This window comes from Cellulosilyticum sp. ST5, assembly GCF_046529625.1.
Lineage (GTDB): Bacteria > Bacillota > Clostridia > Lachnospirales > Cellulosilyticaceae > Cellulosilyticum > Cellulosilyticum lentocellum.
The window spans coordinates 3,937,455-3,951,945 of sequence record NZ_CP132338.1 but is presented as its reverse complement, the minus strand read 5'-3'; the positions used below and the strand labels follow the sequence as shown (position 1 = coordinate 3,951,945).

General features: G+C 37.2%; 13 protein-coding genes and 1 riboswitch. Of the genes, 2 read left to right on the top strand and 11 right to left on the bottom strand.

The window, feature by feature from the left end; genetic code table 11:
* Positions 1-110: 110 nt before the first annotated feature.
* From QTL86_RS19030 to QTL86_RS18980, 11 genes are all read right to left on the bottom strand, one after another.
* Positions 111-989, bottom strand: a complete 879-nt coding sequence (locus QTL86_RS19030) for a thiamine pyrophosphate-dependent enzyme (protein ID WP_410495757.1) — start codon at positions 987-989, stop codon at positions 111-113.
* A 1-nt stretch (position 990) separates the two neighbouring features.
* Positions 991-2,319 (bottom strand): transketolase C-terminal domain-containing protein, encoded by a 1,329-nt coding sequence (locus tag QTL86_RS19025; protein WP_410495756.1) that lies wholly within the window; start codon positions 2,317-2,319, stop codon positions 991-993.
* Positions 2,306-2,623 carry a 4Fe-4S binding protein gene (locus QTL86_RS19020; protein ID WP_410495755.1) on the bottom strand — a complete coding sequence of 106 codons (318 nt, stop codon included), beginning with the start codon at positions 2,621-2,623 and terminating at the stop codon, positions 2,306-2,308. Before QTL86_RS19020 ends, QTL86_RS19025 begins: the two co-directional genes overlap by 14 nt.
* Entirely contained in the window at positions 2,624-3,193 is a 570-nt protein-coding gene (locus QTL86_RS19015; protein WP_410495754.1) for a 2-oxoacid:acceptor oxidoreductase family protein, read from the bottom strand.
* 112 nt (positions 3,194-3,305) lie between these two features.
* On the bottom strand, positions 3,306-4,622 hold the full coding sequence (locus tag QTL86_RS19010; protein ID WP_410495753.1) for a phenylacetate--CoA ligase family protein: 1,317 nt from the start codon (positions 4,620-4,622) through the stop codon (positions 3,306-3,308).
* Positions 4,623-4,659: 37 nt separating this feature from the next.
* Complete coding sequence (locus tag QTL86_RS19005) at positions 4,660-5,874, bottom strand: trans-sulfuration enzyme family protein (protein WP_410495752.1); 1,215 nt, start codon at positions 5,872-5,874, stop codon at positions 4,660-4,662.
* Between the two features lie 81 nt (positions 5,875-5,955).
* Positions 5,956-7,320 carry an FAD-binding oxidoreductase gene (locus QTL86_RS19000; RefSeq protein WP_410495751.1) on the bottom strand — a complete coding sequence of 455 codons (1,365 nt, stop codon included), beginning with the start codon at positions 7,318-7,320 and terminating at the stop codon, positions 5,956-5,958.
* A 56-nt stretch (positions 7,321-7,376) separates the two neighbouring features.
* Positions 7,377-8,267: a MetQ/NlpA family ABC transporter substrate-binding protein gene (locus tag QTL86_RS18995; protein WP_410495750.1), complete on the bottom strand. Its 891-nt coding sequence runs from the start codon at positions 8,265-8,267 to the stop codon at positions 7,377-7,379.
* A 54-nt stretch (positions 8,268-8,321) separates the two neighbouring features.
* Positions 8,322-8,978, bottom strand: coding sequence for a methionine ABC transporter permease (locus tag QTL86_RS18990; protein ID WP_410495749.1), 657 nt, complete (start codon positions 8,976-8,978; stop codon positions 8,322-8,324).
* A complete protein-coding gene (locus QTL86_RS18985) occupies positions 8,975-9,994 on the bottom strand; it encodes a methionine ABC transporter ATP-binding protein (protein WP_410495748.1) in 1,020 nt (339 codons plus the stop codon). The genes QTL86_RS18990 and QTL86_RS18985 overlap by 4 nt, the downstream gene beginning before the upstream one ends.
* Positions 9,995-10,005: 11 nt before the next feature.
* Complete coding sequence (locus QTL86_RS18980) at positions 10,006-11,163, bottom strand: pyridoxal phosphate-dependent aminotransferase (protein WP_410495747.1); 1,158 nt, start codon at positions 11,161-11,163, stop codon at positions 10,006-10,008.
* Between the two features lie 153 nt (positions 11,164-11,316).
* A riboswitch (SAM riboswitch) is annotated at positions 11,317-11,430 on the bottom strand.
* 358 nt (positions 11,431-11,788) lie between these two features.
* Here QTL86_RS18980 and QTL86_RS18975 point away from each other — a divergent pair.
* Together QTL86_RS18975 and QTL86_RS18970 are read left to right on the top strand one after the other, a co-directional pair.
* Positions 11,789-12,913, top strand: coding sequence for a trans-sulfuration enzyme family protein (locus tag QTL86_RS18975; RefSeq protein WP_013659113.1), 1,125 nt, complete (start codon positions 11,789-11,791; stop codon positions 12,911-12,913).
* Positions 12,900-14,477: a pyridoxal-phosphate dependent enzyme gene (locus QTL86_RS18970; protein WP_127065000.1), complete on the top strand. Its 1,578-nt coding sequence runs from the start codon at positions 12,900-12,902 to the stop codon at positions 14,475-14,477. Before QTL86_RS18975 ends, QTL86_RS18970 begins: the two co-directional genes overlap by 14 nt.
* Positions 14,478-14,491 lie beyond the last annotated feature (14 nt).

Genomic DNA, 14,491 nt, shown 5'->3' with positions numbered 1-14,491 from the left:
TATTAAACAAACTTCATTTACTATAAAATCCTTTATATACTCGCCATAATTATAACGCTTTTATCCATACTCACCTATAGCTATAAAAATAGAGAGCTTCACTTAGCCCTCTATAAAAGTTTCTTCTTTAGCTCTTCCCACTTCACATCTCGTTCTTCTATAATTCTTGCTATGTCCTCTTCATTCAAATGCTTAAATCTACTTTGCTTTTTAAGGTAATCTTCTACACTAGAAAATGCTTTAGGTGATTGATTAAGCTTATACTCACCATTTTCATATTCTGCCAAATACCATAAGCCACATTCAATGGCTTCTCTAGCAATAGCTATGGTGTCGCTGCTTTCTATTCCCCATCCTGTAGGACATGGTGCTGCTACATGAATATAAGAAGCTCCTTGTACTTTGCTGGCTTTTTCCACCTTTTTAATATAATCTGGGATGTTACCCATGCTAGCTGTAGCAGCATATTTAATGCGGTGAGCTGCTACAATATCAAACATATCTTTTTTTATATTTTTACTTCCATGAATATGATCTCCTGCTGGTGTAGTTGTGGTTTTAGCCCCATAAGGTGTAAGAGAACTTTGTTGAACCCCTGTATTCATGTACGCTTCATTGTCATAGCAAATATAAATGATTTTATCATCCCTATCTATGGCTCCTGATAGTGCTTGAAGACCTATATCAGCTGTTCCCCCATCACCTGCAAAGCCTACTACATTGACATCTTTAAGCCCCTTAGCCTTGGCTGCTACTGAAATGCCTGATAACATGGCCGCAGTACTGGCAAAAGGAGAAATGAGGGCATTTACACCAAAGCAAAGCTGTGGATACACAAAGCCTACTGCTGACATACAGCCTGCCGGCAATACTACAAAGGTATTAGCTCCTAGAACTTTAAGAGCTAGTCTTACTGCTAAAGACCCACCACAACCACCGCAGCCTTTATGTCCATAAAAGTATTCTTCTTGGTCTAGTTTAATTGCCATATTATTTCCCCTCCAATCCAACAAAAATCACTTGGTTTTCATCTGAACTTAGCCTCTTCGTCTCGAAATTAGCCAGTCTATCAGCTTCACTATCTTCTACTAGACTCACACTTGCACTACGATAAGTTCCTGTAGTATCTGCATGCTCCGCAATAATCTGAGCGGTTTTTTTATGTTCCAAAAGTTTAGCGTAAAGCTGGGCATAAATATCTCTTATTTCAGTTTCTTTAATATCCTTTCCTCCAAGGCCGGCAATGTAGTTATAAAGCTTTGCCTTTCTTTCATGCAGCGCTGCTACTACATTAGTAAATACGGTTCCTTGATAGCCAAAGGATATGTCTTTTTCTAATACAGCAATAGCTTTAGCAGAAGCTGTATATTTAACAATTTCTTCTTCTGGGAAAGGCCTCATATATCTTATTTTGAGCACTCCTACCTTCTGTCCTTTTTCACGTAATTCATCTACTACATTTCTAACAAGCCCTGTCACGCTACCTAGTGTGATAATAATAGCCTCCGCATCTTGGCACTTATAAGCTTCCACTAATCCACCATAAGACCTTCCTGTCACTTTGCTATACTCGTCATCTATGCTTTTTATAATGTTTTTTGCTTTCAGCATTGCTTCATGTTGTTGGTATTTGAATGCCATATTATGCGCTGGAGAGGAAGTAAAAAATAGATTTTTAGGTGCCTTTAAGTCCATTTGTCCTTCTAGCTTAAAAACTGGTAAAAATGCCTTAACCTGCTTCTCACTTGGTACTTCTACCTTTTCATAGGTATGGGTAAGGATAAAGCCATCTAAGTTAACCATAACAGGTGTAAGAACCTCTGGATGCTCTGCTAAGGCATAAGCTTGCAGTATCATATCTAGGCTCTCTTGAGCATTTTCCACATAAATTTGAATCCATCCGCTATCAAGTAAAGATAAAGAATCTCTTTGATCCCCAAATATACTCCATGGCAAAGCCACGCTTCTATTGGCATTCATCATTACTAAAGGTACTCTTCCACCACTGGCATAATGTAAAACTTCAGCCATATATAATAAGCCTTGAGATGAGGTTGCTGTAAACGTCCTTACACCCATCACACTAGCTCCCATAACAGCAGCAAGGGCAGAGTGTTCAGATTCAACATACATATATTCCGCTTCTAGTTCACCTGTTTCTACCATCTCTGCAAGACGTTCTACTACAATGGTCTGAGGCGTAATGGGATAAGCTGCTATGACATCTGGCTTTGCTAGTTTTACGCCAATAGCTACTGCTTCATCCCCTGATATAAATTGATCTTGTGTTCCTTTTTCTTTTATGTTAGTTTCTATCATCTTCTACTCCCCCTTCCTCCTCCATGATAATGCACTGCTTCTTACATTCTTTTTGACAGATGCCACAGCCCTTGCAAAAACGATAATCGATTTCTACCTTGCCTTCTTCTTCATAAATAACACCTTCAGGACAAACCATATAACACCAATTACAATGGATGCACTTATCATGTTCAATGACTGGATGCTGACTTCTCCACCCTTCCATAGTCTCAGTGAGTAGCATAGCTGTCCCATAAGTACCACAAGGCAAACCTTGTAAGCCTTTTATCTGAAAATCTTTGTTTACTATTGGTCTAGCCATCTATCTCACCTCCTTATAAGTCGTTTCCAAGCTTTTATTTTCTGTAGTTTTGCTTATTTCTTTAATTACTTCAATTAATTTTTTATTTTTTATAGCTAGTTTTGGTGGTAAATCATATTGTATAGCTCTCTCTAAACTCTCCATGCTCACTAGATTGCTTTGGATAGCTAAAGCTGCTAACATGGCTGTATTCACTATTGGTTTTCCTAGGTACTCGTTTGCTAACCTTGTGGCTTCAAAAGGAATAATACGAGGATCTACATACTTTTCAGGATGGCTGGTATTTAAAATAAGCTTTCCATTTTCTTTTAATCTGCTTAAAAGCCCCTCACTATACAGGCTTTCATTTAATATAACAAAGTAATCACCTTTACTACTTTGGCTTCTATCTCTAATGGGTTCACTACTTATTTTTGTATAAGCAAAAACAGGTGCTCCTCTTCGTTCTGGTCCAAAGCTAGGAAAACTCAAGGCATACTCATTCTCATATAAGCTCGCTGCAATACCTAGTATTCTAGAGGAGGTAAAGGCACCCTCTCCTCCTCTTCCTAAAAAAATAACATCTATCACTGCACTCTCGCTCCTTTATCTCTATTTCATCTTAGATGACTACCTAATCTTTGTTATCTAGATATCTATAGGGCCTTATTCTTGACCTTACTTCTTATCATTTTATAGTCCATTATGCTTTTTGTCTTAAATCTTGTAGTCTCTTAGCTTTATGCGTAGCCCTTGGTAAAGTACCCTCTTCTAAGATAATGATTTCTTTAGGCTTTACACCTAATTGCATCTTAATTTCATAAGCTACTTTTTCTTTTAGCTCTTTGGTATCTGTTTCATCATTTAATCGTTTTTCCACCTCTACAGTGAATTTAGTAATATGCTGTTCTTCAATCACATTGACTCTATATTCTCCTGTGAGGCTCTCAAACTTTCTAGTAACATGTTCGATATCGCTAGGGAAAACATTTACTCCCCCTGCAATAAACATATCATCAATTCTTCCTACTACCTTAATGCGCTTAAGTGTTCTACCGCAGCTACATTCTTCGTTAGTATAAGTGACAATGTCGCCTGTTCTAAAGCGAATCATTGGGCGTACTTCTTTTCTTAGGGTTGTTAAAAGCATTTCTCCTCTTTCACCCTCTTTAACTGGTAAACCTGTTTTCTCATCCACTACCTCTACTAAAATATGATCCTCTGCTACATGCAATCCATCATGAGCTTCACATGCTGCTGCACATGCTCCAAATATATCTGAGATACCATAGAAATCAAAGACTTCTGCATCCCAAAGCTCCTCTATGGCTTCTCTTGTAGCTGGTATAGAACCTCCTGGTTCTCCTGCTACAATGATTTTATTAATCGCTAGATCAGTGGCTGGATTTATGCCCTTTTGCTTAGCTGTTTCTCCTAAGTACCATGCATAAGATGGTGTAGTCCAAATCACAGTTGGCTGATACTGCTGAATAATAAATAATAATCGATCAGCTGGGAGTGTTCCCGCCCATATACATAAGGCTCCTAGATTCTGAGCACCAATTACATCAGGGCCTCCTACAAAAAGTGAGAAATTAAGAGCATGAATGTACCTGTCAGTTGGTCTCATACCAGCTTGCCAAAACAATCTACTTTCTACATCTTGAAATTCATCAAAGTCTCTTTTGCTAAAAGGACTAGCTGTAGGTACCCCAGTGGAACCACTAGAAGAAGAAATAAATACCACGGCTTCTTCTCCCTTTACGCATAAATCTCCTATAATAGGTGCCACATCCTGCCTTTCTCTTACATCATGTTTAGTTAAAATAGGAAATTTAATTAAATCCTCTAAGCTTTGAAGGTCTTCCGGCTTTACATTTGCTTTATCAAAGCTCTGTTTATAGTAGGGTGACTTTGTATAGGATTCTGTAAGCTGCTCCTTTAATTGCTTTAGCTGATACACTTCTAATGCTTCCCTTGAAATAGTTTCTATCTCTTCATTCCAATATGCTCTGCTCATAATAAACCCCTCCAATTTTTATAGTTGGTGCTTTCTCTTATTTCTTAATAATCTCAGAACCATTTAACCCTGCTTTTTCAAAAGCCTGTTCTAAATCTCCAATGATGTCTTCTATATCTTCAATACCCACGCTTAGTCTATAGAACCCATTATGAAAAGCTTCTGGGTACAAATACTGTCTTTCATCTTCTTCTCCTAGAAATACGATTAAACTCTCATCATGACCTAATGAAACTGCTGAGGTAATCACCTTTAAATAGCTGGTTACTTTATTGTAAACATCATGATCTGCTTTAAGTCCAAAGGATAATACGCCTCCAAAGCCATTTATCATTTGCTTCTTAGCAATCTCATGACCCTTGTGGCTTTCTAAGCCTGGATAAGCCACAAAACTTACAAAGGGTAGGCTTTCTAAATACCTAGCTACCTTTAATGCATTTTCATTATGTTGTTTCATACGAAGTGGTAAGGTTACTGCCCCTCTCATAATAAGCCATGCATTAAATGGACTAATGGTTCCTCCTAAATTAATCATGGATTGGGCTTTGATTTGCTCTATAAGCTTTGTAGACCCAATTACGGCGCCGCCCATAGCATCGCCATGACCATTAATATACTTCGTTAAGCTTTCAATCACTAAGTCTGCTCCTAACTCTATAGGTCTCTGATTGTATGGGGATGCAAAAGTATTATCTACTGATAGGTAGGCCCCATGCTCATGTGCAATATTGGCAAGCTCCTTAATATCGCTTACTTTTAGTGTTGGGTTTCCTGGTGTTTCAATATGAATCAATTTTGTATTAGGCTTAATGGCTGCTTTTACTGCTGCTAAATCACTAGTATCTACAAGGGTTGTTTCTACACCATATTTAGTATTTAACAATTCATTAAACAATCTATAAACTGCAATATAGGTCACATCGGCAAAAATCACATGATCTCCTGAGTTAAGGAGTGCAAAGAAAGTCCCTGATAATGCTGCAACGCCTGAAGCTAACACAACGCAATCTTCTCCACCTTCAAGTACCGCCAACTTCTCTTGTAGGTACTGCTGATTGGCACCTCCATTTCTGGTATAAAGTGCTTTCCCAGCTGAGCTCCAATTAAGGTCAGTTGGGTCGTACGGTAATTCATAGCTATTAGCCATAGTAATGGGTCTTTTAATAGCTCCTGTATCTTGATCTACATCATTTCCCGCATGAACGGCTCTTGTTTGAATTCCAAATTCATTTCCATATTTTCTTTCTGGCATATCTCTTCCCCCTCCTATGTTAAACAAAAGGACTACTACCCTTTGTTAAAATGTATAATTTATAAGCATACTTTCTAGTTTTCAAAACGCTTTATTAGGATTTAATATTTGATTGGTATCAAATGCTCTTTTTAGATTTCTCATTAAGGTGATTTGTACTTCATTAGCATAATCTAAGTAGTACTTTAACTTAGTTAACCCTATGCCATGCTCTCCCGAAGGAAGTCCTCCTAATTCAGCTGCTTTTTGGTACAGGTCCTCAAGCACTAGCTGTAGTTTTTCTTGCCACTCCTCCTCCTTAAGTGTCCCTTTAATAATACATAGATGTACATTACCATCTCCTGCATGACCAAAGCTTTGAATAGCTACTTGATGGCGGTTTGAAATTTCTTGTGTATATTTTACAAACTCAGCACTTTTATTAATGGGTACCACGATATCAATGGGCTCTTGTACAGAGACACTTTCTACAGCTTTTACAATGGCACCTCGGATTTGCCAAGTTCTCTTAAAGCTCTCTTCATCCTCTAATACCAAGAAATCTAGAGCATTATGCTGATAGCATAACTCTCTTACCTTTTCATAGTTATCCCTTACATAACTTGCAGTATCTCCATCAAAGGTAAAAATCAAATATGCATTACCTTTATGAGTAGGAAACTCAATCTTTAAATACTGCTCTGATAAACTAATGGCTTCTTTTTGGACAAATTCAATAGCTGCTACATCTATACCTGAAGCTTTGATATCTAGTACTGTATCTATTCCTTCTTCTAAAGTTTGATAGGGCACAAGTACACTTCTTGCTATTTGTGGTTTAGGAATAAGCCTGAGCTTTGCCTCTGTAATAATACCCAGGGTTCCTTCTGAACCTATAAGTAAATCTTTAAGGTCTAGCCCTGTACTGTCTTTTATATTTTTGCTTCCCAGCTCTACAATGCTACCATTGGCTAAGACAACCTCTATGCTTCTGACATAGTCTCTTGTGACACCATATTTGACAGCTCTCATGCCACCTGCGTTGGTGCTGATATTACCACCTATGGTAGAAGCTTTCTCTCCTGGATCTGGTGGATAAAATAATCCATTACTTTCTGCAAAGGCTTGAACCTCTTCAAGTAAGACACCTGCCTGAACTGTTAATGTCATAGTCTCCTTATCTAAATGCTGTATACGATTAAGTTTGGTCAGATCAATGACAATACTGTCCTCTGTGGGAACTGTCCCTCCTGTAAGACCTGTCCCTGCCCCTCTTGGCACTACTGGAATATGATGTAGGTTAGCAAAGTCTAAGACTTTGCTAACCTCATCTGTAGAAGCTACAATGACTACTGCTGCTGGTTTTACTTTAATATGGCCAAGATGGTCTGAATAATATTTTTCATCTATGCCTGCTGTAATGACCCTATTTTCATCTTCAATTAATGCTTTCAGTTGCTCGAACATTTTTATCCCCCCTCTTTCACCATATTTATAAACACTTTAGTTGAAGCTTTGTTGGTTTATTTCCCCCACTTGGTGGTATACCACTCTGGTTTTTGGAAACCACTAAATTGATATTCACTACTTTCGATTACTTTATTAAAGGCTTCAGACTCAACAATCTCTAAAATGTCTTTAGCAAACTTACTGTCTACCTCACTTGTTCTTACTGCGATGATGTTCTTCATATCCTCTACTAAGACTTCTTTGTAGATTGCAGTATTTAAATCAATGCCTGCGGATAAAGCATAGTTACCTGGAATAGCTGCTAAATCTGCACTATCAAGTGTTCTTGGAAGCTGCGCCGCTTCTACTGGTGTAATCTTTAGGTTAAGTGGATTTTCTAGTACATTTTTTTCACTAAACTGAGCTACTTCTACTGTTTCATCAATCTTTAATAAACCTGCTTTTTGTGCTTCTAATAAAGCACGTCTTAGATTTGTTACATCATTAGGAACTGTAAAGGTAGCACCCTCTGCTACTTCACTAACATCTTTATACTTGTTAGAGTAAAATCCAAGCCCTGCTGTTGGAATATTAATGAGCTTTGTAAGCTCTAATTGATGCTCTTTCTTGAAGTTCTCAAAGTACACATTATGTTGAAATACATTAACATCTACTTCACCTTTTCCTAATGCTAAATTAGGCTGTACATAATCACTAAACTCAATAATTTCTACTTTATAGCCCTTCTCTTCAAGTGATGGTTTAATCGCATATTTCACCATGTCTCCATAAGGTCCTGGGCAGGTTCCAAACTTAATAGTTGTTTTTTCTACTTGTGTGCTTTGACTTACATCACTACTTGCACCAGCTGTACTTGCTGCTCCTTGTGATCCACTTCCACAGCCTACTAAAGTTCCAAGTCCTAAAATGATTGCACCTATTCCATAAACTAATCTTCTTTTCATATATTCCACTCCCCATATTTTTATTTTTAAATTTTTATAGCTTCTTAAACCAACTTACTTTTTAGTTAAATTAACGGCTATCCTTTCTCCCACCATTTGAATAAGCTGCACTACTACCACTAATAAAATAACGGTAATAATGAGTATATCTGTTTGATAACGTTGATAGCCATAGCGAATAGCTAAGTCACCTATTCCGCCACCACCGACAGTTCCCGCCATGGAAGAATAACCGATGATACTAATTAATGTCACAGTAATAGCTCTTACAATACCAGGTAAGGCTTCTACTAATAGCACGTCAAAAATAATATATTTAACACTAGCTCCCATAGCCAGTGAAGCTTCTATCACACCTTTATCTATTTCAGAAAAAGCACCTTCTACAAGTCTTGCTAAAAAGGCTACTGCTGCTACTGTAAGTGGTACGGTTACTGCCTTTGCTCCTATAGTGGTGTGTAATAAAAAATCTGTAAAAGGATAAAGTAGGACCAGCAAAATAATAAATGGAATGGAACGAATAATATTAATCACAAATCCAGAGATTGCATTAACCACTTTATTTTTGTGTAACAAAGGAGAAGCTGTGATATAAAGTAATAAGCCAAGAACCGTCCCCAAAACGATTGCAATAATCATGGATATCCCTACCATGTAAACAGTTTCTGTTGTTGCCTGCCATAGAGCTTCTATTAATTCACCTGTTTTCATGCGATTTCACCCTCCTTTGGAATAATTAATTCTATTTCTTCAATATTTTCTCCTATATACTTAAGTGCCTCATTAATAGCTTTAACTTCTCCCTCTATACTAACTACCAAGACACCCACTGGCTTTTCTTGAATGTAATCAATGTGACCATGTAGAATGTTAAGTACAACATCATACTTCTTGTTGGTATAAGCAATAATAGGCTCTAGGCTCTTGTCACCCCTATAAGTCAGCTTGATGATTTCCCCCTTCGCTGCATTAATAATCTCCTCTGGTACCTTTATCTGAGTCTTTACTAATCTTTTGGTTAATGCTGATTGGGGACTAGCAAATAACTCGTAAGCGCTATTAACTTCTACAATTTCACCTTGACTCATTACTGCTACTTTTGAGAACAACCTTTTAGCTACCTCTAGTTGATGCGTGATAAACACAATAGTAATCCCCAACTTAGCATTAATTCCTTTTAAGATATCCACAATTTCCTCAGTTGTTTGCACATCTAATGCAGAAGTTGCTTCATCGCAAAGTAAAATCTTTGGATTCGCTGCTAAAGCTCTTGCTATACCTACCCTTTGTTTTTGCCCACCACTTAAACTAGCTGGATAAACATTTTCTTTATCTTCTAGGCCCACTAGCTCAAGTAATTCTTTAGTTCTAGTTTGCCTTTGAGCTTTAGGGTAATCCTGGACTTTAAGAGCAAACTCTATATTCTCCCCTACTGTTTTTCTTGAGATTAAATTAAAGTGTTGAAAAATCATGCCGATTTTCTTTCGTAATCCCCTAATCTCTCTAGAAGAAAGTTTTGTTACATCCTCTCCCTCTACAAAAACACTGCCTGAAGTAGGCTTTTGTAATCCATTAATGGTTCTTACTAAGGTGCTTTTACCTGCGCCACTCCCCCCAACTATTCCAAAGATTTCTCCTGGTTCTATATGAAGTGATACATTACTAACGGCATTAACGATTTGATTTTTTTGTTTAAAGCTTACATTTACTTGTTCAAAACGAATCATTGTAGCACCTCCTAAAAATGTTTTTTTATTTGCGTTAATCTCTCTAAAGCTAGCTCTAGTGTTTCTGGTTTTTTAGCAAAGTGGAAACGTATATATTGATTAACAGGTTCTTTGAAAAAACTAGAACCTGGTACAGCTGCTACGCCTACTTCTTTAATAAGTCTTTTTGCAAATTCGTAGTCTGATGAAACACCAAATTCTTCAATATCAACCATGACATAATAAGCACCTTCTGGCTTAAAGTACTTAAGTCCTATGCTATCAAGCCCTGACAAGAACAACTCTCTTTTCTTTCCGTATAACGCTGTAAGTTCTTTATAGTAGTCATCTTCTAATTTAAGTCCTACTGTTGCAGCTTCCTGAAGAGGGGCTGCTGCTCCTACTGTTAAAAAGTCATGTATCTTTTTACATTGATCAATAATAACCTTCGGTGCTATTACATAACCTAATCTCCAACCTGTAATGGAATAAGTCTTTGAAAGTGAACTACAAGAAATAGTTCTCTCAAACATGCCAGGTAGCGATGCAAAGTAATGATGTTTATATGGTTCAAAAACGATATGCTCATAAACTTCATCTGTAATGACATAAGCGTCATACTCTTTAACAAGCTGTGCAATGTCTAGTAGCTCTTCTTTAGTAAATACCTTTCCAGTTGGATTAGATGGATTACAGAGAATCAAAGCTTTAGCACCTGCTTTAAAAGCTGCTTCAAGTTCCTCTTTATCAAAGTTAAAGGCAGGTGGTTTAAGTGGAATGTAAATGGGCTCAGCTCCACAAAGCACTGTATCTGCTACATAGTTCTCATAAAAAGGTGAGAAGATAGCAACTTTGTCACCGCTATCGCAAATAGCCATCATAGCTGTCATCATGGCCTCTGTACTACCACAAGTGACTACGATATTTTCATCTGGGTTTAATTTAATCCCCATAAAATGTTCTTGCTTCTTGGCTAAAGCTTCTCTAAAATTTTGTGCTCCCCAAGTCACTGCATATTGGTGCGGCCCCTCTATGGCTACCCTTTGTAATTCTTCTATTAATGCCTTAGGTGGATCAAAATCAGGAAAACCTTGTGAAAGGTTAATAGCCCCATGTTGATTAGCAATACGCGTCATCTTCCTAATCACGGATTCTCCAAACCCATCTAATCTATGACTTAACTTACTCATCTTGTTTCCTCCCTTTAATTAACCTTGATCTTGTAGTTTCTTTCATTTTTCCGTGTTTTTCTGCCTACTTCATTTAAAAGTAATATTTTACAAACTATAAAAGCTGCTTTCTTAAGATAAGAAAGCAGCTTTTAAAATTCACTATGCTACATACTCTTATCTTCCAAACCACTTCTGGTTTGCTGGAATTAGCACCTTGAGCATTTTATAACATGTTCAGGTTGCCGGGCGTCACTGGGCCAGTCCCTCTGCCTCTCTGGATAAGAAATTATTCACTTGGTTTTATTTCCTAGTTGTTTTATATGTTTAGTAGTATATTTTTATTTTTTTAAATTGTCAACTATTTTTTAATATATTTTTTTATTTTATTTTCTTTTTAATTTCCCTTGAAGTTACTAGGAATTTCTTTTTTTATAGAACCATTAATGGATAAGTTTTATTTATTATTATTTTCTTATTTGCTTTAGTCTTTGACTATCAATAACTTTTTCTTTTTGGACTGTCACATTTTTAATTCCTTTAAAATAAATATATTTACTAGGAATTAAATTTGATGTATACTCTCTTTAATTTAAAAAATTTGATATATTGTAAAATTTATTACCAATTTAAAGGAGGTTATTTTATGAAATTTGAATCAAAGGTTATCCATGGTGGTATCTCTGAAGATGCCTTTACAGGCGCAGTTAATATTCCTATTTATCAAACATCTACTTTTAGACAAGAAGGGATTGGTAAACATAAAGGCTTTGAATATGCACGCACAGGTAATCCTACAAGACAGGCTTTAGAAGAACTTATTAAAGATCTAGAAGGTGGCATCGCTGGTTTTGCTTTTGCTTCTGGTTTAGCCGCTCTTTCTACAGTCCTTATGCTTTTTAAAACAGGAGACCATATTCTTCTATCTGATAATGTCTACGGTGGTACTTTTCGAGTAGTCGATAAGGTATTCGTTCATCTTGGCATTTCTTATTCTCTAGTAGATACTTCCGACCTTGAAGCTGTTCAAAAAGCTATCACGCCTACTACTAAAGCCATCTTTATTGAAACACCTACTAATCCATTAATGAAAATCACAGACCTATCAGCAATTAGTACACTTGCCAAAAGTCATAACCTCATTTCGGTTGTTGACAACACGTTTTTAACCCCTTATCTTCAACGTCCTATAGAACACGGCATAGACATTGTTGTTCATAGCGGCACCAAATATTTAGGCGGACATAGTGATGTGGTTGCTGGGCTTGTAGTTGTTGCTCATGAAGACCTTAAAGAACGACTTGGCTTTTTACAAAATGCTGTAGGTGGGATACTTGGTCCCCAAGATAGCTTTTTACTTATAAGAGGTATTAAAACATTGGCTATTAGATTAGAAAAGGCTCAAGCTAATGCTAAAGCGATTGTTGATTTCTTACACACTCTACCTCAGGTAAGTAAAATCTATTATCCAGGTTTAGGCGCTATGATTTCTTTTGAACTTAGTGACCCCGAGGTCGCTCTAAAGCTCGTAGAAAATGTTAAACTCATTGCTCTGGCAGAAAGTCTAGGAGGCGTAGAAAGTCTTATTTGCCTTCCAGCAGCTATGACGCATGCTTCTATTCCTGTAGAACAAAGAAAGGCCTTAGGTATAACAGATGGTTTACTTCGTCTTTCTGTAGGCATCGAAGATGCTGACGACTTGATAACTGATTTAACCCATGCACTTAATCTTTCTATCTCTGAAGGAGGTACATCTCATGCACTATATTAATGATATTCGTGAACTTATTGGTAATACCCCACTCTTAAAACTCAATCATATTTCTCCTAATCCTGATATTAATATCTTTGGTAAACTAGAATATCTAAACCCAGGGGGAAGTGTTAAAGACCGTATTGGCCTAAAGATCTTAGAAGATGCCGAAAAAAATGGGCTACTTAAACCTGGCTATACCATCATCGAAGCTACTGCTGGTAATACCGGTATAGGCCTTGCCATGGCTGCCTTTGAAAAAGGCTATCAACTTAAAATTGTTATTCCTGCTAAGTTTGCTATTGAAAAACAAATACTAATGCGCGCCTTAGGTGCAGAATTAATTGTTACTCCAACAGAAGAAGGTATTGAAGGTGCTGTTCAAAAAGCAGAAGAATTAGCAAAGCAAATCCCAACTAGCTTTATGGCTAAACAGTTCGATAATCTCTCTAATAGAGAAGCTCATCGTCAAACAGGTAAGGAAATCTATGATGCCCTTGATGGGAAGATAGATATCCTCGTAGCAGGAGCAGGCTCCGGTGGTACTATTATTGGCATTGCCTCCTATTTAAAAGAGAAAAATCCCAACATCAAAATTGTACTCAGCGACCCTAAAGGCTCTATTCTAGGAGGTGGGGAAGAAGGTACCTACCATATTGAAGGTATTGGTAATCATTTCATTCCTTCTTTATTTGATGCTTCCTATGTCGATGAGGTAGAGAAAATTTCCGATGAAGAAGCTTATTACTATGTACAGCTATTAGGCAAAAAAGAGGGTGTATTGGTTGGTTCTTCTTCTGGTGCAGCTATGGCTGGTGCCATTAAGCAAGCTTATAAAGCTAATGGTAAGGTTAATATTGTAGCCATCTTCCCTGACCGAAGCGAGCGCTACTTTAGCCAGAATCTTTATAACTTCGATATGAATCTCTCTGACTATCGCTTTAATGACCTATTTGATAGTTGGGCTACTCATTATGACGAAACTGTTTACACAAAAAAGGGTGAGTATTATGAAGTCTTTAAAAACTACGAAGAAATTTTAAGAGAAACTGTCTCTTTTATTAATTCACCTACTTCTGCTACAGTCTTAGATATTGGTTCTGGTACAGGTAATCTAGGAGCCGTTGCAGCTAATTCAGGTTATAAAGTAACTGCCATTGAGCCAAATGCTAAAATGAGAGAATTAGCGTCAGCTAAATATCCTCATATTCCTGTTCAAAATGGTTCTTTTCTCTCTTTAGATATTCCTGATGCAAGCGTGGATGCTATTATTTCTAGCTACGCTTTCCACCACTTACAAGATGAAGAAAAAGCTAAATCTATAGCCTTTATGGCTTCTAAGCTTCGCCAAGGCGGTCAAATTATTATTGCAGATACCATGTACGAATCTCCCGAGGCTGCTTCAGCTGTATTAAATTGGGCTGAAAACTATGGCTTTACTCATCTTGCTCAGGATTTAAAAACTGAATTCTATACCACTCACGAAATCCTCGCTCATGCATTTGAAACGGCTAATTTCCGGGTAAGCTTTAAGCAAATGAATCAATTCGTATGGATTTTAGTTGCCACTTTGAACGCATAGTTTATCATATTCAT

Excerpts from the sequence above, each read along its gene's own strand:
- QTL86_RS18995 (WP_410495750.1), bottom strand. The coding sequence starts at position 8,267 with ATGAAAAGAAGATTAGTTTATGGAATAGGTGCAATCATTTTAGGACTT.
- QTL86_RS18990 (WP_410495749.1), bottom strand. The coding sequence starts at position 8,978 with ATGAAAACAGGTGAATTAATAGAAGCTCTATGGCAGGCAACAACAGAA.
- QTL86_RS18980 (WP_410495747.1), bottom strand. The coding sequence starts at position 11,163 with ATGAGTAAGTTAAGTCATAGATTAGATGGGTTTGGAGAATCCGTGATT.
- QTL86_RS19000 (WP_410495751.1), bottom strand. The coding sequence starts at position 7,320 with ATGTTCGAGCAACTGAAAGCATTAATTGAAGATGAAAATAGGGTCATT.
- QTL86_RS19005 (WP_410495752.1), bottom strand. The coding sequence starts at position 5,874 with ATGCCAGAAAGAAAATATGGAAATGAATTTGGAATTCAAACAAGAGCC.
- QTL86_RS19010 (WP_410495753.1), bottom strand. The coding sequence starts at position 4,622 with ATGAGCAGAGCATATTGGAATGAAGAGATAGAAACTATTTCAAGGGAA.
- QTL86_RS19030 (WP_410495757.1), bottom strand. The coding sequence starts at position 989 with ATGGCAATTAAACTAGACCAAGAAGAATACTTTTATGGACATAAAGGC.
- QTL86_RS18970 (WP_127065000.1), top strand. The coding sequence starts at position 12,900 with ATGCACTATATTAATGATATTCGTGAACTTATTGGTAATACCCCACTC.
- QTL86_RS18985 (WP_410495748.1), bottom strand. The coding sequence starts at position 9,994 with ATGATTCGTTTTGAACAAGTAAATGTAAGCTTTAAACAAAAAAATCAA.
- QTL86_RS18975 (WP_013659113.1), top strand. The coding sequence starts at position 11,789 with ATGAAATTTGAATCAAAGGTTATCCATGGTGGTATCTCTGAAGATGCC.
- QTL86_RS19020 (WP_410495755.1), bottom strand. The coding sequence starts at position 2,623 with ATGGCTAGACCAATAGTAAACAAAGATTTTCAGATAAAAGGCTTACAA.
- QTL86_RS19025 (WP_410495756.1), bottom strand. The coding sequence starts at position 2,319 with ATGATAGAAACTAACATAAAAGAAAAAGGAACACAAGATCAATTTATA.